General features: G+C 34.5%; 23 protein-coding genes and 1 pseudogene. 16 read left to right on the forward strand and 8 right to left on the reverse strand.

The features are described 5' to 3' along the window. Nucleotides 1–26: 26 nt before the first annotated feature. Nucleotides 27–929 (reverse strand): aldo/keto reductase, encoded by a 903-nt coding sequence (locus BAMA_RS08390; RefSeq protein ID WP_034638228.1) that lies wholly within the window; start codon nucleotides 927–929, stop codon nucleotides 27–29. A 167-nt stretch (nucleotides 930–1096) separates the two neighbouring features. Between BAMA_RS08390 and BAMA_RS08395 the strand changes: the two genes are divergently transcribed. Further along, on the forward strand, nucleotides 1097–2047 hold the full coding sequence (locus BAMA_RS08395; protein ID WP_034638231.1) for a CobW family GTP-binding protein: 951 nt from the start codon (nucleotides 1097–1099) through the stop codon (nucleotides 2045–2047). 30 nt (nucleotides 2048–2077) lie between these two features. Here the strand turns inward: BAMA_RS08395 and BAMA_RS08400 are convergent, their stop codons facing one another. Together BAMA_RS08400 and BAMA_RS08405 are read right to left on the reverse strand one after the other, a co-directional pair. Then, a complete protein-coding gene (locus tag BAMA_RS08400; RefSeq protein WP_034638232.1) occupies nucleotides 2078–2533 on the reverse strand; it encodes a GNAT family N-acetyltransferase in 456 nt (151 codons plus the stop codon). Nucleotides 2534–2702: 169 nt separating this feature from the next. Continuing rightward, a complete protein-coding gene (locus BAMA_RS08405; RefSeq protein ID WP_034638234.1) occupies nucleotides 2703–3665 on the reverse strand; it encodes a metal ABC transporter substrate-binding protein in 963 nt (320 codons plus the stop codon). A gap of 481 nt (nucleotides 3666–4146) precedes the next feature. Here BAMA_RS08405 and BAMA_RS08410 point away from each other — a divergent pair, with 481 nt between their 5' ends. Then, nucleotides 4147–4806 (forward strand): oxidoreductase, encoded by a 660-nt coding sequence (locus BAMA_RS08410; RefSeq protein WP_034638235.1) that lies wholly within the window; start codon nucleotides 4147–4149, stop codon nucleotides 4804–4806. A 112-nt stretch (nucleotides 4807–4918) separates the two neighbouring features. On the opposite strand, the gene namA is transcribed toward BAMA_RS08410, so the two are convergent. Beyond that, entirely contained in the window at nucleotides 4919–5956 is a 1038-nt protein-coding gene (gene namA, locus BAMA_RS08415) for an NADPH dehydrogenase NamA (RefSeq protein WP_034638236.1), read from the reverse strand. Between the two features lie 143 nt (nucleotides 5957–6099). Between namA and BAMA_RS08420 the strand changes: the two genes are divergently transcribed. The 3 genes from BAMA_RS08420 (at nucleotide 6100) to fosB (ending at nucleotide 8824) form a co-directional block, all read left to right on the forward strand. Continuing rightward, nucleotides 6100–6552 carry a methylated-DNA--[protein]-cysteine S-methyltransferase gene (locus BAMA_RS08420; protein ID WP_034638238.1) on the forward strand — a complete coding sequence of 151 codons (453 nt, stop codon included), beginning with the start codon at nucleotides 6100–6102 and terminating at the stop codon, nucleotides 6550–6552. Nucleotides 6553–6681: 129 nt separating this feature from the next. After that, a complete protein-coding gene (locus BAMA_RS08425; protein WP_034638239.1) occupies nucleotides 6682–8334 on the forward strand; it encodes a peptide ABC transporter substrate-binding protein in 1653 nt (550 codons plus the stop codon). 58 nt (nucleotides 8335–8392) lie between these two features. Beyond that, nucleotides 8393–8824: a FosB/FosD family fosfomycin resistance bacillithiol transferase gene (gene fosB, locus BAMA_RS08430; protein WP_034638242.1), complete on the forward strand. Its 432-nt coding sequence runs from the start codon at nucleotides 8393–8395 to the stop codon at nucleotides 8822–8824. Between the two features lie 160 nt (nucleotides 8825–8984). Here the strand turns inward: fosB and BAMA_RS08435 are convergent, their stop codons facing one another. Next, nucleotides 8985–9572: a hypothetical protein gene (locus BAMA_RS08435; protein WP_034638245.1), complete on the reverse strand. Its 588-nt coding sequence runs from the start codon at nucleotides 9570–9572 to the stop codon at nucleotides 8985–8987. Nucleotides 9573–9759: 187 nt separating this feature from the next. Here BAMA_RS08435 and BAMA_RS08440 point away from each other — a divergent pair, with 187 nt between their 5' ends. From BAMA_RS08440 to BAMA_RS08460, 5 genes are all read left to right on the forward strand, one after another. After that, entirely contained in the window at nucleotides 9760–10836 is a 1077-nt protein-coding gene (locus tag BAMA_RS08440; protein WP_034638247.1) for a CotH kinase family protein, read from the forward strand. Nucleotides 10837–10922: 86 nt separating this feature from the next. Continuing rightward, nucleotides 10923–11534 carry an NUDIX hydrolase gene (locus BAMA_RS08445; RefSeq protein ID WP_034638248.1) on the forward strand — a complete coding sequence of 204 codons (612 nt, stop codon included), beginning with the start codon at nucleotides 10923–10925 and terminating at the stop codon, nucleotides 11532–11534. 498 nt (nucleotides 11535–12032) lie between these two features. After that, nucleotides 12033–12623: an undecaprenyl phosphate transporter UptA gene (gene uptA, locus BAMA_RS08450; protein WP_034638251.1), complete on the forward strand. Its 591-nt coding sequence runs from the start codon at nucleotides 12033–12035 to the stop codon at nucleotides 12621–12623. Nucleotides 12624–12722: 99 nt separating this feature from the next. Then, nucleotides 12723–14102, forward strand: coding sequence for a putative polysaccharide biosynthesis protein (locus tag BAMA_RS08455; RefSeq protein ID WP_034638253.1), 1380 nt, complete (start codon nucleotides 12723–12725; stop codon nucleotides 14100–14102). Nucleotides 14103–14331: 229 nt separating this feature from the next. Next, nucleotides 14332–15273, forward strand: a complete 942-nt coding sequence (locus BAMA_RS08460) for a magnesium transporter CorA family protein (protein ID WP_034638255.1) — start codon at nucleotides 14332–14334, stop codon at nucleotides 15271–15273. Between the two features lie 126 nt (nucleotides 15274–15399). On the opposite strand, the pseudogene BAMA_RS23915 reads toward BAMA_RS08460, so the two are convergent. Further along, nucleotides 15400–15489 (reverse strand): annotated as a pseudogene (locus tag BAMA_RS23915) (YjcZ family sporulation protein); the annotation flags it as partial. A gap of 151 nt (nucleotides 15490–15640) precedes the next feature. Here BAMA_RS23915 and cls point away from each other — a divergent pair. The 3 genes from cls (at nucleotide 15641) to BAMA_RS24875 (ending at nucleotide 17599) form a co-directional block, all read left to right on the forward strand. After that, entirely contained in the window at nucleotides 15641–16816 is a 1176-nt protein-coding gene (gene cls / locus BAMA_RS08465) for a cardiolipin synthase (protein ID WP_051758902.1), read from the forward strand. A gap of 29 nt (nucleotides 16817–16845) precedes the next feature. Then, complete coding sequence (locus BAMA_RS08470) at nucleotides 16846–17295, forward strand: spore coat protein (RefSeq protein WP_034638256.1); 450 nt, start codon at nucleotides 16846–16848, stop codon at nucleotides 17293–17295. Nucleotides 17296–17425: 130 nt separating this feature from the next. Beyond that, nucleotides 17426–17599, forward strand: coding sequence for a hypothetical protein (locus tag BAMA_RS24875; protein ID WP_200874669.1), 174 nt, complete (start codon nucleotides 17426–17428; stop codon nucleotides 17597–17599). A gap of 54 nt (nucleotides 17600–17653) precedes the next feature. Here the strand turns inward: BAMA_RS24875 and BAMA_RS08475 are convergent, their stop codons facing one another. Continuing rightward, a complete protein-coding gene (locus BAMA_RS08475; RefSeq protein ID WP_034638258.1) occupies nucleotides 17654–18136 on the reverse strand; it encodes a DUF456 domain-containing protein in 483 nt (160 codons plus the stop codon). A 117-nt stretch (nucleotides 18137–18253) separates the two neighbouring features. Then, nucleotides 18254–19021 carry a hypothetical protein gene (locus BAMA_RS08480; RefSeq protein WP_051758903.1) on the reverse strand — a complete coding sequence of 256 codons (768 nt, stop codon included), beginning with the start codon at nucleotides 19019–19021 and terminating at the stop codon, nucleotides 18254–18256. 523 nt (nucleotides 19022–19544) lie between these two features. On the opposite strand from BAMA_RS08480, the gene brnQ reads away from it, so the two are divergent. The 3 genes from brnQ (at nucleotide 19545) to BAMA_RS08495 (ending at nucleotide 21888) form a co-directional block, all read left to right on the forward strand. Then, nucleotides 19545–20882, forward strand: a complete 1338-nt coding sequence (gene brnQ / locus BAMA_RS08485) for a branched-chain amino acid transport system II carrier protein (protein WP_034638261.1) — start codon at nucleotides 19545–19547, stop codon at nucleotides 20880–20882. A gap of 120 nt (nucleotides 20883–21002) precedes the next feature. Beyond that, nucleotides 21003–21332, forward strand: coding sequence for a chaperone CsaA (csaA, locus tag BAMA_RS08490; protein ID WP_034638262.1), 330 nt, complete (start codon nucleotides 21003–21005; stop codon nucleotides 21330–21332). Between the two features lie 16 nt (nucleotides 21333–21348). Continuing rightward, nucleotides 21349–21888, forward strand: coding sequence for a DUF1572 family protein (locus BAMA_RS08495; protein WP_034638266.1), 540 nt, complete (start codon nucleotides 21349–21351; stop codon nucleotides 21886–21888). Nucleotides 21889–22023 lie beyond the last annotated feature (135 nt).

Raw genomic sequence — 22023 nt, forward strand, 5'->3', positions numbered from 1 at the left:
AATGAGTTTGTGCTTTTTCATAATTCTTACGGCACTGGATGACCATTCGAACTTTCAAATATAGTAAACCACTGCTCACGGTCTAGTTTGAGTTTTGTTGCTTCAACAGCAATTTGAATGCGCTCTAATTTACTTGAACCAACGATTGGCATCATGTTTGCAGGGTGTGCCAATAACCAAGCGTATAAAATAGAGTCAATGTGATCTGTACCCATATTATTTGCAATCTTTTGAAGCGTCGTTCTTAATCCGATAGCACGTTCGCTGTTCCCCGTAAAGATTTCTCCTCCAGCAAGCGGTGACCAAATCATTGGAGCAATCCGCTTTTCGTGACACAAATCAATGGTACCATATTTAAAATGCTCGAGCTGCATAGCGGATACTTCAATTTGATTCGTAAGTAAAGGGAAATCTAAATAAGAGCTTAACATATTGAATTGTGATGGTAAAAAGTTAGATACACCAAAATAACGTACTTTTCCATCGTTTTTTAAACGTGAGAATGCTTCTGCCACCTCAGCTGGATTCATAAACGGATCAGGACGATGAATAAGCAGAACATCGATATAATCTGTATGTAAATTTTTCAGAGACTGTTCAGCACTTTTTATAATATGGTTGGTACTTGTATTATAATGTGCGACATAACGCTCTGGAAATTTTGTAGATGGAGGTGCAATGCCGCACTTTGTAACAATTTCGATATTATCACGTAAAGAAGGCTGTAATCGCAATGCGTCTCCAAATAATGATTCACACGTATAATTTCCGTAAATATCAGCATGATCAAAGGTTGTAATCCCCATCTCCACGCACGATTGAATAAAAGTAAATAATTGTTGATTGGACATATTCCAATCTGCTAAACGCCAAAAGCCTTGTATAATTCGAGAAAATTGTAAATCGCTCGCCATTTGAATTCGTTCCATGTTGAAATCCCCTTTTTGAGAACGTGTATTATATATGAAAAGGTTTTCATACAGCTGTATTATATAATGAATTAAGTATGCTTACAATGAATTAAGTATGCTTACAATGAATTAGGTTTGTATTATGATATAATGTAGCAATATACAAGTTGTAAGGAGCTGTAATGATGATTCCAGTAACAATTGTGACGGGTTTTCTTGGTTCTGGGAAAACAACGTTATTAAATCGTATTTTGTCTGAAAATCATGGTGAAAAATTGGCCGTGATTGTAAATGAGATTGGACAAATCGGTATTGATAATCAATTAATTATGAATGTGAAAGAAGAAATATTAGAGATGACGAACGGCTGTCTATGTTGTACAGTACGTGAAGATTTACTTGTCGCTTTAAAAAAATTATTGGATGCAAAGCAAGAAGGTAAGCATGATTTTGAAGGACTTATTATTGAGACAACAGGTTTGGCAAATCCTGGACCAATTATTCAAACTTTCTTTTTAGATCCCGTGATTCAGTCGGCTTATCAAATCAATGGCGTCATTACTGTAGTGGATAGTTATCATATACAGAAACATTTTGAAAAAGGTTTAGAAGCGAAAGAGCAAGTCGCATTTGCTGATGTTGTGTTGGTGAACAAAGTAGATTTAATTGGAGACGAAGAGAAAGATAGCTTACTTGCTGAACTGCAAAGTATTAATCCAACCGCAAAAATGATAGAAACATTAAATTGTGAAGTAAATATTCCTTCTTTACTTGAGATTCAAACGTTTAAAACACGCGATTGTCTAGAGATTTATCCACATACAGAAGGGAATCACTTAGAAGGGGTAAAATCATTTGTGTTACGCACAGAGCGTCCGTTAGATTTACAAAAGATAAATGGATGGATGTCAGCGGTTGTACAAGAATTAGGAGAAAACTTATATCGTTATAAAGGTATTTTATCTGTTGCAGATGTAGAGAGACGTATTGTATTTCAAGGTGTTCATACATTATTTGCAGCTTCCTATGATCGCCCATGGAGCGAAGGAGAAACGCGCATGAGTGAAGTTGTTTTTATTGGAAAAGATATTAATAAAGAATGGTTTGAAACACACTTTCTTGATTGTATAAAATAAGCCTGCATCCGCAGGCTTATTTGTATATGGTTATTGCATATGTAACTCCATAATGACACCAACAACTGGACCGCTATCGTCAATTTTATCGGTTAGATGGAAACCAAAGGATTGATATAATTGTACAGCAACTTTGTTTTCAGGGTGAAGACTTAAGTAAATTGTTTTACAATCATATTTTTTCTTTAAGTAATCAATCATCACTTGTAGGAATCGTTTTGCATAACCTTTTCCTTGAAAATTCTCGTCAATCATAAAGCGATCGAGCCATACACTTTCTTTTTCCTCACAGTACCAGCCGTACATCGCATAGCCAACTAACGTTTCTTCATCATATAAACCAACTGATATTCCATTTCCTTCATATAATGATTCTGCTAATGAAAATGCGTTACTTTCAATGAAGTGTTCCTGGTCTTTTGCTACATGTAATGCGGCGATTGAACGCCAATTTGACGCTGTTACTTCACAAATGTGAAGGTTCATAGTTCCAACTCACTTTCTAACTCAGGATATGTTTTGTAGGAATATGGATAATTTTACTTGCAATTCTATATAAGTCAAGCTAAAAGCTAGATTTTTGTTACTAACAATTCATTCATGTTGAAAAATAGAAGAGAGAAAAAGACTGCTGAAAAAATTCAGCAGTCTTTTTTTAATTTGTAGCTTTTTTTAATGTATTGATGTTTTCTTCCATCAATGTGAAGTAGTCTTTCTTTTGTTTTATATCGTCTTCAGCAACAGTAGCAAGGTGATGTAATCGTAAAATTTCGGTTCCTGTTTCTTTTTGAATCACTTCTGCTACTTTTGGAGTTGAAAATGTTTCAAATAAAATGTATTGTAAACCATGCTCCTTTGCAGTCTTTGAAATAGAAGCTAATTCCTTTTGAGATGGTTCTTCAGAGGAAGAAATACCTGCAATTGGAATTTGTTTAAATCCGTAGCGTTCTTCCCAATATCCATAAGCAGCATGAGAAACTAAAATTTCTTTTGTCTTTGCATTGTTACTTACTTCTTTAAACTGTTCATCTAAATCAGTAAATTTTGTTTGAAGCGTAGCAAAGTTTTTTTCGAATTCGTCTTTATGTTCTGGTTGTAATTCTACAAGTGCATCTTTAATCTTTTCTGCTTGTTGCATTGCAAGTGTTGGGTCTAACCAAACGTGTGGATCTTGATCATGATGATGTCCGTCTTCTCCGTGGTCATGTTCGTGATTATGTCCTTCTTCATCTTCATGATGTTCTTCAGAAGTAGGAAGCTGTAAATCTGCTGATGCATTAACAATTTTTACATTTTCTTTTTCTAATGTTTTCTCCATTTTTTTAGCGAAAGGCTCTAATTCTAAGCCGTTATATATAAATAAATCTGCTTTTGCCACTTGTACTGTTTGTTTTTGACTCGGTTCATAATTATGAGAATCTGCACCTGGTGGATAAATTGTTTCCACATTTACATAGTCACCGCCAATTTTTTGTGTAAAGTCAGCTAATGGGAAAATGGTTGTGTAAACGGATAACTTTCCATCTTGCTCTTTCGTCGTTTTTTCATTGTTAGAACATCCAGTAAAAATTAACGTTAAAATAAGTACAAACGAAAATAAAATCCCTCTTTTTTTCATGTGTTTCTCCTTCTTGTTTCTCTAATATATTTTTCCCGAAATGTAGATAAAATATGATTCTTTTTACAAAACGGAATAATTACGTTTTAGTTTGCTAGCCTAGTATAATACATTTTTGAAGATGATGCAATAAATAATAATCATTACGATTTACATTTTGTTATAAAATTGTCACAAATTTTAGTTTTACTTATTAATTTTTTGCATATATGTACAATTTGTTCATATATTTTAGGGTGAGGGTACGTAAAGGGGGATGGGCGTGGCGTATATATGGGAAGCAATTCTGATCATACTAGCAGTTGTTTTTCCATTATCATGTGTGCTTATTTTTTTAAAAGAGCTTATTCATAGTTTGGGGGATTCGAGCATAATTACAGATATTCCTGAGAGAGAAGGAGGATAAAGGAAGCGCGAGCATATTGCATCGTGCTTTTCTTATGGTAAAATGGGATATTATGAGATAAAGAGGATAAATAGAATGAAGAAACGAAAAGCATTAGTGCTTGGTGCAAGTGGTTTAGTTGGGCAAGAACTGACAGACTTGTTGTTACAATCAGATTCTTATGATTCAGTTACGATTTTGGTTAGAAAACCTCTATCATTTGAACATGAAAAATTAAAGCAAAAGCAAGTGGATTTTTCTCTATTAGAGACGTACAAAGAGTACTTCGCTGTAGATGATGTATTTAATTGTCTTGGAACAACAATTAAGAAGGCGAAAACGAAAGAGAACTTTAAGAAAGTGGATTATGAGTATACGTTACGTGCAGCATGTATGGCTGAGGAGCAAGGTGTACAAAACTTTCTTGTTATTTCTTCTATTGGTGCAAATGCGAAGTCCATCTTTTTTTATTCACAGGTGAAAGGGAGAATGGAAGAAGAAATTAAAAAATTAGCAATAGAAGGCATTCATATTTTTAGGCCGTCCCTTTTAGTTGGAGAACGAGAAGAATTCCGATTTGGAGAAAGAATGGGCGAGAAACTATTTGGAGTGATGCCGTTTCTGTTTAAAGGATCTTTAAGTAAATATAAACCAATATCAGTAGAGCAAGTTGCAAAAGCAATGTATACAATAGCATTACGAGATGTAGCTGGTGTTCATACATATGAATCTTCGGAAATGATGGATATAAAGTGAAACTTCACTCAGTGGAGGGCTTCATCTCTACTGAGTGTTAGCCCGACCAATCGGGCTTTTACAGACTGTTAATGCGGGATAAAATAAAAACGAAAGGAGAGACCTCTCGTTTTTATTTTGAAGCATTTTTGATTTTTCCAGGAGCGCGGTTATACTGAATAGGTTCTTGTAATTCAAATCCAAGTTCATTCGCAGCTGTTCTAGGGAAGTATGGATTGCGTAGCAGTTCTCTACCAATGAAAATTAAATCAGCGTCGCCGTTTGTTAAAATTTCTTCTGCTTGTATACCGCTCGTAATAAGCCCGACAGCACCTGTAGGGATATGAGCATGTTCTTTTACATATTTTGCGTATTGTACTTGATAGCCAGGATATGCATCAATATGTGCTGGTACAACTGCGCCAGAGCTGCAATCAACAAGGTGTATGCCATCTTCTTTCATCCACTTTGCAAAAAGAGCATAGTCTTCTTTTGTTAAACCATCAGGGTGGTAATCATGAGCAGAAATGCGGACGAATAAAGGGCCATCCCAAACGTCTTTTACAGCATGAATAATATTTTGTAAAAAGCGGTAACGATTTTCAGCTGTTCCGCCATATTCATCAGTTCGTTTGTTTGTAAGTGGAGATAAAAACTCATTAATAAGATAGCCATGTGCACCGTGCAGTTCAATTATATCAAAGCCAGCTTGTTTTGCACGAAGAGCACCTATTTGGAATGCTACAATTGTTTCGTGAATTTGTGCTGTGCTCATTTCAATTGGTGTTTTCATAGAATGATCAAATGGGATTTGGGAAGGCGCAATTGGTTCTGTGTGTAAAACGGCTTTTCTACCGGCATGAGCGAGCTGAATGGCAGCTTTTGAACCATATTCATGTATAAGTTTTACCGTTTGCTGTAACCCAGCGATATGTTCATCTTTCCAAATCCCTAAGTCTTTATTTGAAATGCGTCCTTCTGGTGTAACTGCAGTTGCTTCTAGCATAATAAGTCCGACTTGACCTGCAGCTCTTGACGCATAATGTATAAGATGAAAATTTGTGACTTTACCGTCCTCTTCAGAAGAATACATACACATTGGTGACATTACAATGCGATTTTTTAAAGTGACGTTTTGAATGGTGTAAGGTGAAAATAAGTGAGAATTCATAATCTTCCCTCCTCTTTGTTTTTCTTATTGTATCATTTGCGATTTTTGTTCCATAATAATATGCTTAGCCATGTTACAATTCATATAAAGAAAAAGTGTAAAGTGATATAAACGTGAAGAAAATATGTTTGGAGGAGTTAGAAATGTACCGAGGCTATTATAAAAGTGAACTTGGCTGGATTGAAGTAACAGCTAATGAGGAAGCTGTTACATCTGTATTTTTTGTTGAAGAACGGAAAGAAGAGAACGTAAATGAAATTGTTCAGCAATGTTTACTACAATTAGATGAATATTTTAATAAGAAACGAACGACGTTTTCATTGCCATTACAAGCTTTAGGAACACAATTTCAAACAACGGTGTGGGATGCACTTTGTACAGTTCCATATGGGACAAGCGCTTCGTATCTTGATATTGCGACAAAGATTGGAAACGAAAAAGCAGTTCGTGCAATTGGGGGAGCCAATAGCCGTAATCCAATTTCTATCATTGTTCCGTGTCATCGTATTATTGGAAAGAATGGAAAACTAGTTGGATATGAAGGTGGATTGTGGCGAAAAGAATGGTTGTTAAAGCATGAAGGTGTACTACAGTAATAAAAAGTGGGGAGGTCCACTTTTTTATTTTATTTTTTAATAGACTATTTTAAATTATCAGAATGTTTTGTATAATACATTCATAAATGTTTGGACAATGGTTACATAGAAAAAGGGGGCTAAAGAAGTATGAAGAAGAAAGTATCAGTAATTACGGCACTTGCATTATCAACAAGTGTACTTATGGCAGGTTGTGCAGGTGGTGAAAAAACAACAACGAAAGAAAAGGGAGAGAAAGCAGCGAACGATAAGCAAGTGTTGAACTTGTTAGAAACAGCAGAAATTCCTTCAATGGATACATCAAAATCAACAGATACTGTATCATTTCGTGTCTTTGTCAATGCGATGGAAGGACTATATCGTTTAGATAAGGATAATAAACCGACGCCAGGTATGGCAAAAGAAGTGAAAATTAGTGAAGATAAGAAAACGTATACATTCCATTTACGTGATGCAAAGTGGTCAAATGGTGAACCGGTAACAGCTAATGATTTCGTGTATGCGTGGCAACGTGCCGTTGACCCAAATACAGCAGCTGAATATGCTTTTATTTTGTTTGATGTGAAAAACGCACAAAAAATAAATAAGGGGGAATTGCCTTTAGATCAATTAGGGATTAAGGCAGAAGATGAAAAAACGCTTGTAGTTGAGTTAGAACAACCTGCCCCTTACTTTTTAGAGCTTACTTCATTCCCAACCTTCTATCCATTAAATGAGAAGTTTGTGAAAGAACAAGGGGAAAACTATGCTTTAGAAGCAGAGAACTTACTATATAACGGTCCGTTTACGATGAGTGAATGGAAGCATGAAGAAAGCTATCAATTGAAGAAAAATCCTGACTACTGGGATAAAGAGGCTGTGAAGCTTGAAGAAATCAATGTAAGTGTTGTAAAAGAAACGTCAACAGGGGTAAATTTATATGAAAGTAATGAAGTTGATCGTGTGATTTTAAGTTCAGAGTTTGTAGATAAATATAGTAAGAGTGAAGAGTTTAAATCTGAAATTGATCCGCGTATGTACTTTATGCGCTTCAATCAGAAAAATCCAGTGTTTGCAAATGAAAAAGTGCGTAAAGCAATTGATTTAGCATACGACAAAAAAGGAATTGCGAATACGATTTTAAATGATGGCTCATTACCAGCTTATTATTTAGTGCCGAAAGACTTTGCAAAAGGACCAGATGGGAAAGATTTCCGTGATGGAAACAAAAATTTCCGTGACGGTAAAGATAATATAGATCAGGCGAAAAAGTTATGGGAAGAAGCAAAGAAAGAGCTTGGGCAAGATGAAATTACAGTTGAAATGTTGAACTATGACAAAGATAATTTGAAAAAGGTTGGAGAATATATTAAATCTGAGTTAGAGAAAAACTTACCTGGATTAAAAATAAATATTAAACAGCAGCCGTTTAAACAGAAATTAGAATTAGAAAAAACATTACAATATGAATTCTCCTTATCTGCATGGAGCCCAGATTATCCAGATCCGATGACATACATTGATATGTTTATTACAGATAGTGCATTTAATGAAATGCAATATTCAAATCCAAAATACGATGAATTAGTAGCGAAATCCAAAGGTGAATTACTATCAGATGAGAAAGCACGTTGGGAAGCATTGCTAGAAGCAGAACGTATTTTAATTGAAGAGGATGCAGCGATATCACCTGTATATCAACAAAGCATAGCGCTCCTTGAAAAGCCATATGTAAAAGATGTGGTAAAACATACATTTGGTGGAGACTTTAGTTACAAATGGGCGTATATTGAGAAAAAATAGTACGATGAAGATGCGTGAATGTTTGCGCATCTTTTTGTTTTGGAGAAAGGAGATATTCATGATACAAGGGATTAATCATTTATGTTTTTCTGTTTCAAACTTAGAAAAATCAATCCATTTTTATGAAGAAATTTTAGAAGGGAAATTGCTTGTAAAAGGGAGAAAGCTCGCTTATTTTGATGTGTGTGGTATATGGCTTGCGTTGAATGAAGAAGAACATATCGCTCGAAATGAAATTCACGAATCTTATACGCATATTGCTTTCTCTGTTAGGTGTGAAGATTTACATAGGTTGTTAGAGCGACTTCAAGAGAATGAAGTAAACATTTTAAGTGGAAGAAAAAGAGATGTTAGAGATTGTGAATCCATTTACTTTACAGATCCTGACGGGCATAAATTTGAATTTCACTGTGGTACATTGCAAGATCGACTACAGTATTATAAAGAGGAAAAATTACATATGGAATTTTATGAAAGGGAGGGAAGATAAAGAAATGCACATTTTATCCCACATTAACGGGCTGATGGAAGTTTCACGTTATTAGGTGAAATAAAGAATGTTCTTTATGAGAAGTAAAACATCCCCCTTTGGTGGAAACCAAGGGGGATGTTTTAGTTGTGTAAGATGAATAGATACGTATGAAAGGTGATTAAGAACGATTAGACCAATCAGGATATTTTTTTGCCCAGCTTGGATGCTTTTCAGCCCATTTTAAACATTCTTCAGCCCATTTATTACGCTTGCTCTCTAAGTCTCTATGTTTTTTAAAATGGTCAGAGCACTTCACGCTTCCTGTATGGTATTTACCAGAACTATCTAATTCTTTTTTTTTGCGTGGACGAGAGTCTTCATAATGCTTCTCAAATCGTTTTTCAGATTGTTTTTCGCGATCATAATATTTTTTTGAATGTTCTTCACGTTTGCTAGATCGTTTTTCGCGATCATAATATTTTTTTGAACGTCCTTCACGTTTACTAGATCGTTTTTCACGATCATAATATTTTTTTGAACGTTTTTCACGTTTGCTAGATCGTTTTTCGCGATCATAATATTTTTTTGAACGTTTTTCACGTTTGCTGGAGCGTTTCTCACGATCATAATATTTCTTTGAGCGTTTTTTAGTAAGACGTTTGCTTTTTTTGGAGTCTTCTTTATGAGAAACTGGATATTCGTGTAAAAACTCTTCGATTCCAGCTGCTTTTAGTTCTTCCACAGCTTGCCTAATGTTGTGTTCCATTTACAAATCCTCCTTTGATATTGTAATAAAAAAAGGCGTTTTTCCTTTTACATTACTACGATATGATAAGGGGATTTGTAGTGCTTGGGACAAGAGTTGAAGTTTTGAAAAAATAGGTGGTGTATGTATCAAGAGAAGTGGGAAAGTCATACATTGGTTGTAGAGGATTGAGGAAAGGAAGGGAAAAATGATACCTTCATACGATTTCTTTATTCACCCAATGTATATAGTAGAGCTTAGAAACGATGTTTGGTGTGACGATCCTGTTCCTGCTAAACTCACTTATGGGAATAAGAAATATGATATTGATATTGTGTATCGTGGCTCGCACATTCGTGAGTTTGAAAAGAAATCTTATCATGTGATGTTTTATAAACCGAAATTATTTCAGGGTGTACGAGAAATTCATTTAAATGCAGAATTTAATGATCCATCTCTTATTCGAAATAAGTTGTCTTTAGATTTTTTTCATGATATTGGAACATTATCACCAAAGTCGCAGCATGTGTTTGTAAAAATTAACAATCAAATACAAGGTGTGTACTTACAACTTGAATCTGTAGATCATCTTTTTCTACAAAGTCGTAATTTACCGAATGGATCTATTTATTATGCAATAGATGATGATGCGAATTTTTCGTTGCTAAGTGAATTGAAAAATGATGTGAAAAAGAATTTATCAGTCGGCTATGAATTGAAGTATGGAAATGAGCAAAGTGAAAGATATTTAAGTGAATTTATATATAATCTGAATATTATCTCACGAGCAGAATATGAAAAAGAAATTGTAAAATATGTAGATGTAGATAAATATTTGCGCTGGTTAGCAGGAGTAGTATGTACGCAAAATTTTGACGGATTTGTACACAATTATGCACTTTATCAAAACGGAGAAACGAACCTTTTTGAGGTTATTCCATGGGATTATGATGCGACGTGGGGAAGAGATGTACAAGGGAAAACGATGGATCATGATTATGTACGAATTCAAGGTTATAATACGTTGAGCGCACGTTTACTAGATGTTCCTGCATTTCGAAAACAATATAGAAATATAATAGAAGAAATTTTATCCAAGCAATTTACAGTTGAATATATAAAGAGGAAAATAGAGAACATGCATACAGTTATTCGGCCGTATATATTACAAGATCCATACTTGAAAGAGAGAATTGATATTTTTGATGAGGAACAAACCGTAATTTTGGAGTACGTGAAAAAGAGACGTGGATTTCTACAAAACCATTTGAAAGAACTTCAATAATAGAGGGGAAAAAGAAGATTGAATGTCAAATCAGTCTCTTTTTCTCATTATATAATAGAAGTATTCTACGTAAGGATGGTGAGAAGATGAAGTGGATTGAATGGGTGAAACAAATACAAGCAATCGCACAAGCAGGATTAACGTACTCAAAAGATGTGTATGATATTGAACGTTTTCAACAATTGCGCAATATTTCGATTGAAATGATGTCTCACTATACGAGAACAGACTGGGAAGTTGTTGAGCATTTATTTGCGAGTGAAACAGGCTATCAAACACCAAAAGTAGATATTCGTGCTGTTATGTTTCAAAATGAGGAAATGTTATTTGTTAAGGAAAAAAGTGATGGGAAGTGGGCGCTTCCAGGAGGATGGGCTGATATTGGACTTGCACCGACAGAAGTTGCGGCAAAAGAAGTATGGGAAGAAGCCGGATATAAAGTCGACAACTTTAGATTGCTAGCTATTTTTGACAAATCAAAACATGATTTCTCACCAACAACCTCCCATGTTTACAAAATTTTCATTGGCTGTGAGATTGTTGGGGGAGAGAAGCAAGTTGGGATTGAAACAGATGATGTGCAGTTTTTTGGGAAGATGAATATTCCAGATCTGTCCCTTAGTAGAAATACAAGGTGGCAAATTGAACAGATGTTTACATACATGAATGATTCAAAACAAATACCAATTATTGATTAAGGAATAGAAACGAAGCTCATATGCTTCGTTTCTATTTTTTTTATAGCCTTTTTTTCAATGAAATTTTTGGTTATCCTTTTTCATCTGTGTAAGTACCAATAACATCGAATCTTTGTTTTATCCCGCATTAACGGGCTGTAAGACTCTCACCTCAAAACTTAAGGGTAGCGAAGAAGTCTAGGTGGGAGATTAATAGTCCGTAAAAGCCCGATTGGTTCAACTAACACTCAGTGGGGGATGGAGAAAACCACCACTGAGTGAAGTTTCACTTTATCCCTCTTAGAATTGATTCGGCAGTTGTATGAAAGAGTTCTTTGTGCAAGGTGATTAAGTTTTCGAGTTGTTTTTCTTCTTGAGGAAGGTGCTTTAATACGATATATTGCATTCGTCACTCCTCCTTTATATACATGTTTTCTCTTACCTCGGCATAGTATTATGATAGCTTGTATACAAAAGGTAGGGAAGTGTAGAGATGAGTAAAGGAGATAAGGAGGACAGATGTTAGCGAATATAGTTGAGCAGTTGCTGCATTTTTTTGCGAGTTTAGGTTATTTTGGGATTGCATTAGGGCTTATGATTGAGGTAATTCCAAGCGAAATTGTATTATCTTATGCAGGGTATTTGGTGATGCAAGGAGAAATCAATTTTACGCAAGCGGTCATTGCTGGTACGATAGGTGGCACATTGGCACAAGTATTTTTATATTGGCTCGGGTATTACGGTGGTCGTCCAATTATTGAAAAGTACGGTAAATATTTATTGGTTCAAAAGAAGCATTTAGATGTTGCGGAGGAGTGGTTTCATAAGTACGGTACAGGTGTTATTTTCTTCGCACGGTTTATACCGGTCGTACGCCATGCAATTTCGATACCAGCCGGATTAGCTCAAATGTCGTTAACTCGCTTTACGGTGTATACTGTATTAGCAATTATTCCGTGGTCTATCTTTTTTATTTATTTAGGAGAACAATTGGGTGGGAATTGGCGACATATTAAAGCGTATGCGGCCGACTATACACATTATTTTATAATTGGAGCGGTCATACTTGGTTCATTATATATGGGAATAAAGTTTCTGCAAAAAAAGTAATTATCAAGAGTCAATGTTTGGCATTGGCTTTTTCTATAGCAGTTCTAAAATAGAGAGGTTGTCTATATAGTGTAGTAAAATGGATAGAGGAGGTACGGGATGAAAGGATCACAGTTTTTACGTGGAACGTTATTTTTAACGATGGGAACAATGATTTCAAAAATGCTTGGCTTTTTATATGTCATCCCGTTCACCGCGATGGTTGGGACGAGCGGGTATGTACTGTATACATATGCTTATCGTCCTTATACCATTATGTTAAGCATTGCGACAATGGGATTACCGTTAGCTGTATCAAAAATGGTTTCGAAATATAATGAACTGAATGATTATCATACGGTAAAACGTGTTTTAAAAAGCGGTCTCATTTTTATGATTTTTATGGGAGTGCTTTCGTTTCTTTTATTATATTCTTTAGCACCGCAACTTGCAAAACTAGTTATTGATGGTAGTGACTCTACAGGAAATAGTATTACAGCTGTTACACACAATATTCAAATTGTTAGTTTTGCTTTATTAATTGTACCATGTATGAGTTTATTAAGGGGGTTCTTTCAAGGGTTTCAATCGATGGGGCCTTCTGCTTCTAGTGTTGTTATCGAACAGTTTTTCCGTGTAATCACGATTTTGATTGGAAGTTTTGTTGTTCTTCATATATACAAAGGTCCTATTTCATTGGCGGTTGGTGTTTCGACGTTTGGGGCATTTGTTGGAGCGGTAGCTGGCTTATCTATTCTTACGGGCTATTATATAAAGCGTAGAAAACATTTGAAGAAAAAAGAAGAGCAGAGTATACCGCAAACGACGAAATCTTTTTTTTCTTTATATAAAGAGCTATTTACATACTCAATTCCATTTGTGATTGTTGGGCTTGCTGTTCCTTTGTATCAGACAATGGATACGTTTACGATTAATAAGTTGCTAATTGGAATGGGATATTTACAAAAGGAAGCAGAAACAATCAATGCAGTAATCGGACTTGTACAGATGGTTGTCTTAATACCGGTGTCTGTTGCAACTGCTTTTAGTATGTCCCTTGTTCCTGAAATGACCAAAGCATATACTGCACGTAATCACGCCTTATTATATAAACATTTTACGAGAACGAATTTGCTTGTTGTATGTATTACAATTCCGGCAGCGCTTGGAATGATGTTGCTGGCAAAACCGGTTTATATATTGTTGTTTGGAGCTGGAAATAATCCTGATCTTGGAAGCGCAATATTACAGTACTATGCGCCAGCGTGCATATTATTTTCTTTGTTTGCAGTGACAGCAGCGATGCTTCAAGGGATTAATCAGCAGCGGAAAACAGTTTTTGGATTGTTACTCGGTCTTATCTTAAAAATTGTTTTAAATATTGTCTTGTTACCATACTTTGATTATATTAGTTTTATTATTTCGACATATGTTGGTTATACTGTTTCTGTTTTCTTTAACTTGTGGATGCTTTCTAAATATGTTATAAAAACAACATAAGGTACGATAGAACGGTTATAATTCGTAGTGTTTCACTTACTTAGAAAAGACAGGGTGAATTCTGTCTTTTTTTCTCGTTTTAAGGAATTTATATAAAAAAGCGTTTTCGAAATAATTTACTATTGAAATCTTAACATTTGTTTTTTATGCTGAAAATGGTGGTTTATTAAAAAGTCATTATATAACAGCGAGATTAATTCTTACATGTAAAAAGAATCGGGGTGATAGTATGTTAAATATTTATTTAACAGACCGAAACGGAAAACTACAAGAAATCGAAGAGATTGCAAAAGGCTGTTGGATTAATGTACTTCATCCAACTGAGGAAGAAATCCAGTTTCTTGTGCAGACGTTAAATGTAGATTTGGATTTTATTAAAGACCCTCTTGATGATGAAGAACGTTCCCGTATTGAAAAGGAAGATGACAATGCCTTAATTATCGTCGATATTCCAACAGTGAGGCACGATGAAGAAGGAAACTCGATATATGATACGATTCCAATTGGTATGATTGTAACACCAGATTGTTTTGTTACAATTTGCTTGGAAGAAAATCCGATTTTTGAAAGATTTATTAATCAGCGTATTAAAGAGTTTTATACGTTTAAAAAGACACGCTTTGCACTGCAGCTTTTATATACAATTTCTACTTACTATTTACGTTATTTAAAACAGATTAATCGAAAAACGACAGACCTTGAGCAAGAACTGAATAAATCGATGAAAAACAAAGAGATTTTTACGTTATTAGCTCTTGAGAAAAGTTTAGTGTATTTTACAACATCTCTAAAAGCCAATAAAATTGTAATTCAGAAACTAATGCGCAATAATACGTTCTTAAAAATGTATGAAGATGATCAAGATTTATTAGAAGATGTGTTAATTGAAAATAAGCAGGCTATTGAAATGTCAGAAATCTATAGTAACATTTTAAGTGGTATGATGAATACGTTTAGTTCGGTTATTTCAAATAACTTAAATAGTGTTATGAAACTGTTAACTTCAATTACAATTATTTTATCATTACCAACGATGGTCTCAAGTTTCTTTGGAATGAACGTTACTATTCCTCTTGGTGAAAATCCCCATGGATTTTTTATTGTGATGATTATATGTGCGACGTTAGCATCGACATTAGCATTTATTTTTTGGAAGAAGCGTTATTTTTAATATATACGAGGGCTGTTCTAAATGGAATTTTACTTTTTAGGCCAGTTTTGATCAACATAAAAAGCGGGAGCCTCACATGAGGCTCCCGCTTTTATAGTTTTTCGTTTGCCTACAGTTGATGATCAGTTAGCAAAAACAAGCAGCACCAACGATCACTAAGAGGATAAATAATACGACAAGTAAGGCAAACCCATTGTTACATCCAAACCCATAGCCCATTTCTTTTTCCTCCTTTTTCTAGTTTCATAATACACTATGCAACTCGGACATCATTTGATAAGGGTATATATCATGAGTGGAGAATTTTTGTATGCGCATGCTGAAAATGGGAAATCTATAATGATAAAGTAAAACTTTAATTATTGGGATGTTTTTCGCCTTCAGTGATGATAAGACAATAAGTAACGAGATAAAATTAGATGTAGAAGTGGAGAGAATGCAGGTGAGGGAATATACAATCTCACAAGTGCGATATGGGAATTTTCAGTTATATGTAGATGGGCATGAACTGTACGAGCAGTTATTCCATGATATAAGACAAGCAAAGCAATTTGTTTATATTCACTTTTACATTGTAAGGAAAGATGAGATAAGTCGGCAGTTTTTACAGTTGTTACAAGAGAAAGCCTTAGAAGGGGTAACGGTAAAGTTATCAATAGATCGCCTTGGCGGATATAAAGTGAAGAAAAAATTTATTCAAGAACTAAAGAAGCATGGTGTGCAATTTACGTTCAGTAATACACCGCAGTTAAAGAACTTTTTCAAGACATTACATCATCGTAATCATCGCCGCATTGCAGTCATTGATGGGAAACTATGTTATATTGGCGGATTTAATATCGGGAAGGAATATTTAGGGAAAGATTCACATCTTGGTGTGTGGCGTGATTATCAAATGCGTATTGAAGGTGATGGAGCAGAAGATATGGAGGAGCAATTTGTGAAAGATTGGTATGCAGATACGAATGAAAAGCTCTCCTTACATCACATTTTTGTAGAAAAAGGAGCATCTGCTTATCGATACATATTTACGGATGGGGTTGGTTTATGGGAGCAATATGATCAATTGTTTGCACAGGCGAAGCAGTCGATTGTAATTGCTACTCCGTATTTTATTCCAAGCAAAGAAATGATGAACCGGATACAATTTGCAGTGCAAAAGGGAATACAGGTGAAAATTCTGATTCCCAAAAAAAGTGATGTCCTCCTTTTCAAGCAAGCAGCTTATCCGTATTTACAGCAACTACTTGAGTTTGGTGCGGAAATATATCGGTATGAAGGTGGTTTCTTTCATGGAAAAGTAATGCTCATTGATAATGATATTGTGATAACGGGGACGACCAATTTTGATAATCGGAGCTTTTACTTAAATGCAGAATCAAATTGCTTTATTTATGATAAGCAAGTTGTACGTGATGTGCAGGAGAAGCTACAAGAAGACTTTGAAAAAGCAATAAAGCTTTCCGCACAAGATTTTGTAAACATTAGTAAATGGGATTGGGTTATAGCAAGAATTGCAAACGTTATTTCTTTCTATTTGTAAACATATACATAAAGAAAGGAGGAGGATTTATGAAGTGTATGGAAGAACTAATGAATTATAGTTATGAGATTATTCATGTGATTGGTGAATATATGAAAGAAATAGAAGAACAACAATTAAAGGAAATATTTCAAGAACATTTGCCGTATTTACTGCAAGCGTATAATGAACAAGTGAATTTTCAAGAAGGCGAGAATATACAACAAGTTGTTTCTGAATATCATATTGTTTCAGAATTTCCAAAAGCAGATAGATGTAGAAATGGGGATATAGAAATCGCTTTTGCTTATATTTCATATTTGAAGCGACTGGCTCTTGTGTATGCACAAGTCGCGGTAGAAGTCGCAAACCCAGAGTTTCGCTCTTTTTTAGAAAAGGGATTTTTGAAAATGAACAACTATGCATATCATGTATGGAAATACGCTGTGAAAAAAGAATATCGAATAGATTACATTCAAAATGATGAGAGGTATGCGTAAGTAATGAGACGCATACCTTTTTATATTTTAGTTATTAATTTACTTTAAATTTACAAATTTCTAATATTGACTTAAAAAAAGAGAGCTATTATAAACATGTACATATTCTATCAAAAAGGAGGATAAGCAAATGAATAAATGGTTTAAATCTTTAGCTGTTATTGGACTTGCGAGCTCTTTGTTTATGGTAGGTTGTGGAAATGGTGAGGAAGAGCAAAAAGAAGAGGATACAATGCAACAAGAGGACACAGAAACAAACGATGAAGTAAAAGACGATAAGTCTTCTGAATCTGAAGAAAAATAATTGTATAGATGTCATATAAAAAACTTCCCTGTTATTAGGGAAGTTTTTTTATAATTAAAACATGATATAACATACAAAAATAATAATCATAATGATTTGTACAATTGCTTTTGCGACTGTACTACTTAAAAAGCCGATAACAGTGGCTAATCCAATCATAAACGCTTCTTTTACATTCTTCTTTTGCATAAGCTCTGTAGCAAATACAGAAAGGAATGGAATAATAATAAGTCCGAACGGAGGGAAGAAGAAGGATCCGATAATAATGGAGACCATTCCAATCCGTTCGCCCCATTTTGTACTGCCATACTTTTTCAAGAAATAACTGTTCGCAATAAAATCAGCGATGAAGATTAATGCTGTAAATAAAATTTGCATAATCCAAAAGAAGGTTGTTAATTCTCCATCGTTAATTCCAAAGTGATAAATTAGAAATCCTCCCCATAAACCGAGTATTCCAGGAATGACCGGGAATATAAAAGCAAGAAAGGATACGAGGAAGCAAGCGATAATACAAATTGTTAATAAAGTTGTCACAATATAGCTCCTTTTACTATTCAATTTCTTCTATTATATAAATAGATTCTCTATCTTTATGATAAATGCATACGAAAATATTTGTCAAAGGGGAATCGATAATAGTAGCTTTCTTGCTCAACTATTTGTGGATTCTGTTTCCGATTGTAAACTTTTATAGTGAGTACTTGTTGTGATAATAGTCTGCAGAACTGTGAAAAACATATAAGACAGATATAAAAATAACAATCCTATTGCAAGGAATGTAGGAGATGCTACACTGTATTGAACGATGAATTGTAATAAACCATCTACGTGAAAAATACATTCCATATAAAAAAAGGAAATGGTTATGTAAGCAAATAGAAAATTACGGTTTGCAAGAGAATATGTGTATAGCGTACTTAATAAAAATAAGAAGTTGTTTATATGTTCTTTCTCCTTTTTATACAAAAAGGGGAGCCATTGTTTCATTGCTTGAATGATAAGGACAGTACATGTACTAATAACAATGATGAAGGAAGAGAAAAAAGGAAGTTTTACATGTGTTGCCAATGATATACACATTAATATAATGACGCATTGTATAATAACGGTAGTAAGTGAATCAGGAAGCCAACATAATAACGTTGTGATATGCTTTTGCCTCGTCTTTGATAGTTGTAAAAACAACTTCCCGATGAGGAGGCTAATTGCTAGACCGAGTAAAATTGTGAGGAAAAATCGAAACATAGATAGAATATATAAGTACCATATGAAAGAGACTCCCAAAGGTGTCTTGTTTTCTGCATAAGTAGTTGTATTGTCATTTGATGTTTGTGTAGTGAGTAAAATGTTTTCGGTAGTCCAATCTACTTTCATGATAGAGATATGATTTATATTCCGTAAATCATTTACCATGTTCATTAAGCTGTTCCAATAAGATAGTTCATTATCTCGTAACACAGAAGGTAGGGGGCTCAATATACAAATGATAATCAAAGTAATAAAAAAACGACGCACATGAAAATAGGATATTAACTGCATAATAATCACCACATTTTTAAAAATTCAGAAAATTTATTTTAATTGTAACCGCTTGGTTAAAAAGTTACAATCTTTTTTGGAATGATATTTGTGCAGCGATAAGAAAAAGAATAGTATTTTCTAAAAATTTTTTATAAAAAATATGTTTTTATTTTTTGACTAGTGTGTTACTATATGTGTGAGAAGAACATAAGAAGTCAGACAAGATCTACTCCATAGCATATTAATTTGTTTGGTTTGAATATTCAGAAAAATCAAAAATAATTATATCAAGGAATTAAGTAGAATTTTAGAGGGGAAATTATGGAGAAGAAAAGCATCTAGTCATATCATAAGCAGAGAGGAGGAATGCATAACAGCTTTTCAATAAATATAGAGAGAAAAGAGTTATGCGAAATGAAGTATGAAAGGAAAACTTAGTACAGGAGATACGTTAGCAATTGGATTAATGCTTTTTGCACTATTTTTAGGAGCAGGGAATTTAATCTTTCCACCAATATTAGGGCAACAAGCTGGTGAAAATGTATGGATGGCCACAATTGGATTTTTAGTAACAGGGGTTGGTTTACCGTTATTAGCAGTAAGTGCTGTGGCAACTGTAGATGGCGACTTGAAAGCGCTATCATCTAGAGTGCACCCGATATTTGGTTTTATATTCCCACTTATCAGCTATTTAGCAATTGGTCCGTTTTTTGCGATACCACGTACCGGTGCAGTTTCATTTGAAATGGGAATGAAACCATTTGTACCAGAGGCAATCGCGACGGAATGGTATGTGTTATTACCGTATACAGTTGTATTCTTTGCAGTTACGTTATATTTATCTTTAAACCCATCACAATTAATTGATTGGTTTGGAAAAATCATTACACCAGCTCTTGCAATTATTGTAGCGGTTATTGTTGGAAAAGCATTAATCGATCCAATTGGTGCACCAGCTGAACCGTTTGAAGCGTATAAAGAAAATGCTTTCTTTAGTGGATTTATTCAAGGGTATTCTACTATGGATGCACTAAGTGCCCTTGTATTTGGAATTGTTGTTGTACAAGTTATTCGTTCGAAAGGGATTAAAGAAAGTGGACAAGTTGCGAGGGTCACTATTATTTCAGGAGTTATTGCAGCAATTGGATTAACACTTATTTATTTCGCCCTTGCTTATCTTGGGTCTACAAGCTCATCACTTGGCGTTTCTGATAACGGTGGTTTAATTTTAACAAATGTTGTGAATGAGCTGTTTGGAACAACGGGTAAAATACTCCTTGCATTTGTTATTACATTTGCATGTTTAACAACTTCAGTAGGATTAACATCAGCATGTGGTGGATTCTTCACGAAATTATTTCCACAGCTATCCTACAAAGCTGTTGTCATTATTGTTTCTGTATTTAGTTTAGTTGTAGCGAACTTAGGTTTAACACAACTTATTGAAATTACATTGCCGGTATTAATTATCATTTATCCAGTAGCCATTGTTCTTGTTGTATTATCGTATGCGCATTCCTTTATTGGGCAACGAAATACTGTATATATTGGAGCGATTTCTGGAGCGTTTATTATCAGTTTATTAAATGGGTTAGAAAGTGTAGGAATGAATTTTGGGCCTGTATCAGAAGCGTTGCAATTCCTTCCATTATATAAACAGGGAATTGGCTGGTTAGTTCCATCAATTATTGGTGGGGTACTTGGATTCTTTTTCTACAAGCCAAAAGCAAGTCAACAAGTGCAAAAGAAAGGTGCATAAACCTTTTATATATTGTTAGCAAGAGAGGATACTGTATAGTATCCTCTTGTTTTTTATATAGCGAAGTGCAAAGGGAATTATCATTTTATGTCTAATTATATTGGTGTGGAGGTGTTATAAATGGCGACTTTTGAAGATTTTTTAAAACTAGATATTAGAATTGGTACAATTCGGCATGCAGAACCACTTGAAAAAGCAAAAATACCAGCAATTAAGCTAGAAATTGACTTTGGAGAGTTAGGTGTAAAGCAATCTAGTGCACAAATTACGAAGCGTTATACACCAGAAGTGCTTATTGGGAAACAAGTTGTAGCAATTGTGAATTTCCCGCCAAAACGTGTTGCTGGTTTTAAGTCAGAAGTACTTGTTCTTGGAGGTGTGCCAGAAGAAGGAGATGTAATATTACTTCAGCCTAATATAGAAGTTGCGAATGGTACATTAATTCGTTAATAAAGGAGATAAACAAATGAATGTTGCAAAAGCATACTTACAATGTGCACTGGAAAATTTAGAAGAAGTCCGAAAGCAAGGAGATAAAACGCTTGCACAAGTATCCTACGAACAAATGTGTTGGGCGCCTAATGAGGAAACAAATAGCATTGCAATTATTGTGAAACATTTACGAGGTAATATGCGTTCAAGGTGGACAGATTTTTTAATAGCGGATGGAGAGAAAGATGATCGTAATAGAGACGAAGAATTTGAAGGTAGCTACTCTTCAAAAGAAGAAGTATTAAAAGCGTGGGATGAAGGGTGGGAATTTGTATTTTTAGCTGTAAGGGCATTAACCGCTGATGATATTGGAAAAAGGGTGTATATTCGTGGTGAAGCACATACAGTTATGCAAGCAATTGAGCGGCAAGTTTCTCATTATGCATCTCATATTGGACAGATGATTTATATTGGTAAAATGCTAAATGATAAAGGTTGGAATTGCTTAAGTATTCCGCGTGGACAATCAGAAACTTTTTTTAAAAGTAACGTTCAATCTTCCAATAGGAAATAAGACGATATAGAAAAGGAAAGAAGAAGATGCTCCATATAATAGAAGGTTCTGTTATGAGTAAAATGATACCGATGCAGAATGTATAACATGTGAATAGTGTGCCAAACAATGTATTGATAGGAAAAATGTTTGAAA

The organism is Bacillus manliponensis (assembly GCF_000712595.1).
GTDB lineage: Bacteria > Bacillota > Bacilli > Bacillales > Bacillaceae_G > Bacillus_A > Bacillus_A manliponensis.

Excerpts from the sequence above, each read along its gene's own strand:
- BAMA_RS08480 (WP_051758903.1), bottom strand. The coding sequence starts at position 19,021 with ATGAACATGGTAAATGATTTACGGAATATAAATCATATCTCTATCATG.
- BAMA_RS08460 (WP_034638255.1), top strand. The coding sequence starts at position 14,332 with ATGTTAAATATTTATTTAACAGACCGAAACGGAAAACTACAAGAAATC.
- BAMA_RS08390 (WP_034638228.1), bottom strand. The coding sequence starts at position 929 with ATGGAACGAATTCAAATGGCGAGCGATTTACAATTTTCTCGAATTATA.
- BAMA_RS08455 (WP_034638253.1), top strand. The coding sequence starts at position 12,723 with ATGAAAGGATCACAGTTTTTACGTGGAACGTTATTTTTAACGATGGGA.
- BAMA_RS08410 (WP_034638235.1), top strand. The coding sequence starts at position 4,147 with ATGAAGAAACGAAAAGCATTAGTGCTTGGTGCAAGTGGTTTAGTTGGG.
- BAMA_RS08435 (WP_034638245.1), bottom strand. The coding sequence starts at position 9,572 with ATGGAACACAACATTAGGCAAGCTGTGGAAGAACTAAAAGCAGCTGGA.
- BAMA_RS08420 (WP_034638238.1), top strand. The coding sequence starts at position 6,100 with ATGTACCGAGGCTATTATAAAAGTGAACTTGGCTGGATTGAAGTAACA.
- uptA (WP_034638251.1), top strand. The coding sequence starts at position 12,033 with ATGTTAGCGAATATAGTTGAGCAGTTGCTGCATTTTTTTGCGAGTTTA.
- csaA (WP_034638262.1), top strand. The coding sequence starts at position 21,003 with ATGGCGACTTTTGAAGATTTTTTAAAACTAGATATTAGAATTGGTACA.
- BAMA_RS08400 (WP_034638232.1), bottom strand. The coding sequence starts at position 2,533 with ATGAACCTTCACATTTGTGAAGTAACAGCGTCAAATTGGCGTTCAATC.
- BAMA_RS08405 (WP_034638234.1), bottom strand. The coding sequence starts at position 3,665 with ATGAAAAAAAGAGGGATTTTATTTTCGTTTGTACTTATTTTAACGTTA.
- BAMA_RS08445 (WP_034638248.1), top strand. The coding sequence starts at position 10,923 with ATGAAGTGGATTGAATGGGTGAAACAAATACAAGCAATCGCACAAGCA.
- namA (WP_034638236.1), bottom strand. The coding sequence starts at position 5,956 with ATGAATTCTCACTTATTTTCACCTTACACCATTCAAAACGTCACTTTA.
- brnQ (WP_034638261.1), top strand. The coding sequence starts at position 19,545 with ATGAAAGGAAAACTTAGTACAGGAGATACGTTAGCAATTGGATTAATG.
- BAMA_RS08495 (WP_034638266.1), top strand. The coding sequence starts at position 21,349 with ATGAATGTTGCAAAAGCATACTTACAATGTGCACTGGAAAATTTAGAA.
- BAMA_RS24875 (WP_200874669.1), top strand. The coding sequence starts at position 17,426 with ATGAATAAATGGTTTAAATCTTTAGCTGTTATTGGACTTGCGAGCTCT.
- BAMA_RS08425 (WP_034638239.1), top strand. The coding sequence starts at position 6,682 with ATGAAGAAGAAAGTATCAGTAATTACGGCACTTGCATTATCAACAAGT.
- BAMA_RS08395 (WP_034638231.1), top strand. The coding sequence starts at position 1,097 with ATGATTCCAGTAACAATTGTGACGGGTTTTCTTGGTTCTGGGAAAACA.
- cls (WP_051758902.1), top strand. The coding sequence starts at position 15,641 with ATGTTTTTCGCCTTCAGTGATGATAAGACAATAAGTAACGAGATAAAA.
- BAMA_RS08470 (WP_034638256.1), top strand. The coding sequence starts at position 16,846 with ATGAAGTGTATGGAAGAACTAATGAATTATAGTTATGAGATTATTCAT.
- fosB (WP_034638242.1), top strand. The coding sequence starts at position 8,393 with ATGATACAAGGGATTAATCATTTATGTTTTTCTGTTTCAAACTTAGAA.
- BAMA_RS08440 (WP_034638247.1), top strand. The coding sequence starts at position 9,760 with ATGATACCTTCATACGATTTCTTTATTCACCCAATGTATATAGTAGAG.